Consider the following 1,341-nt stretch of genomic DNA (forward strand, 5'->3'; position numbering starts at 1 on the left):
GGCTATTACCTCAGCCTTCCAAGCTGATGATGCGGGTTCGATTCCCGCTGCCCGCTCCAATATCTACTCCCAAAAAATTCTTTTCTAAGTTACTCAGTTGAATCCGAAGGCGGAGCAAACAAACAGCGCCAACGTTGTTGCCATGTTAAATTTGGTCGACGTACCTCGTTGAACATATCTTTCCATTCTGCAAACGTCACCTTGATTGGGTTGAAGCTGTTTACCGGTTTAGAAATGCCATAACGAACCGTTTCTATTTCTGGTTCAAAAGTGCCAAACATTCGATCCCAGATAATCAAAACGCCTGCGTAATTTTTATCAATATATTGACGATTGATCCCGTGATGCACTCGGTGGTGAGACGGCGTGTTGAATACCCACTCCAGTGGGCCAAGTGACCGAATCGACTGCGTGTGCACAAAGAACTGCAAACCTAGATTCAACAACACCACGAATACAACCCATTTAGGGTCAAAACCAATAATGACCAAAGGTAGCCAGAACAGCCACATCCCCGCCAATGGGTACATCAAGCTTTGGCGAAACGCCGTACTAAAATTCATTCTTTCTGAACTGTGATGCACCACATGTGCCGCCCACATCCAACGAATACGATGGCTAGCACGGTGGAACCAGTAATAGAAAAAGTCTTGCAGCAACATAAGAAGCAAGAAGGTCAATACACTCATTTCGATATCAAATAATCGCCAATCAAACATCCACAAGTAGAAATGCGCAATCAGCAACCCCGTTAAAATATCAGCAGCTTGATGTAATCCTGCCAACACAAAGTTACACGCCACTTCCGGCAAATAATATTGTGCGCTGTCAGGCAGTTTACCTCGACGCTGTCCCAAACCGTATTCCGCGGCGATGCAGAGAAAAAAGATAGGAGCCAAAGCCATAAGCAAGAGCTCCGGTCGTTCCATGATTTGTGACCAATCCATTGTCTTATCTACCATTTTGCGTAGTGATCTTCCGTTAAACCCACAACACCGTCTAGTTCGTGCTTACTGCCATTGCCATCCACAACAAACCCTGAAAAGTGGCCGATATATTGACGAAAGTTACTTTTCAAAAACCAGAAGTTCTTTTTCTCAGAACGTTGATTGATAGGCTCAAACACTAAGTCTACGCAACCATCTTCGGAGGTGATGCGCCAATCCGTACGTGGGTTCTGACGTGAAAATTGAAACTGCACCGGATTAAGCAAATGCCTTTCACCATCCACCCACAGTACATTTTCACAAAACCCGGTTTCGTTTACGCCAGCGGCGAGGTTGAGACCCAAGCTTTTGTCGCCGTCTTTATGGTTGACACTCGCCCAGCGCCAGCTCGTTT

2 protein-coding genes are annotated in these 1,341 nt (G+C 45.8%); both read right to left on the reverse strand.

What is annotated here, in order from left to right:
• Positions 1 to 89: 89 nt before the first annotated feature.
• A complete protein-coding gene (locus tag R7E42_RS24335) occupies positions 90 to 947 on the reverse strand; it encodes a sterol desaturase family protein (protein WP_025527075.1) in 858 nt (285 codons plus the stop codon).
• Between the two features lie 8 nt (positions 948 to 955).
• Positions 956 to 1,341 (reverse strand): DUF2804 domain-containing protein (locus R7E42_RS24340; protein ID WP_318073139.1); only part of this gene is annotated, 386 nt, incomplete at its 5' end.

The sequence above is a fragment of the Vibrio sp. Vb1337 genome (assembly GCF_033338715.1).
Classification (GTDB): domain Bacteria; phylum Pseudomonadota; class Gammaproteobacteria; order Enterobacterales; family Vibrionaceae; genus Vibrio; species Vibrio alginolyticus.

Bases quoted from the DNA above. Each gene is read 5' to 3' on its own strand.
- R7E42_RS24335 (WP_025527075.1), bottom strand. From the start codon at position 947: ATGGATTGGTCACAAATCATGGAACGACCGGAGCTCTTGCTTATGGCT.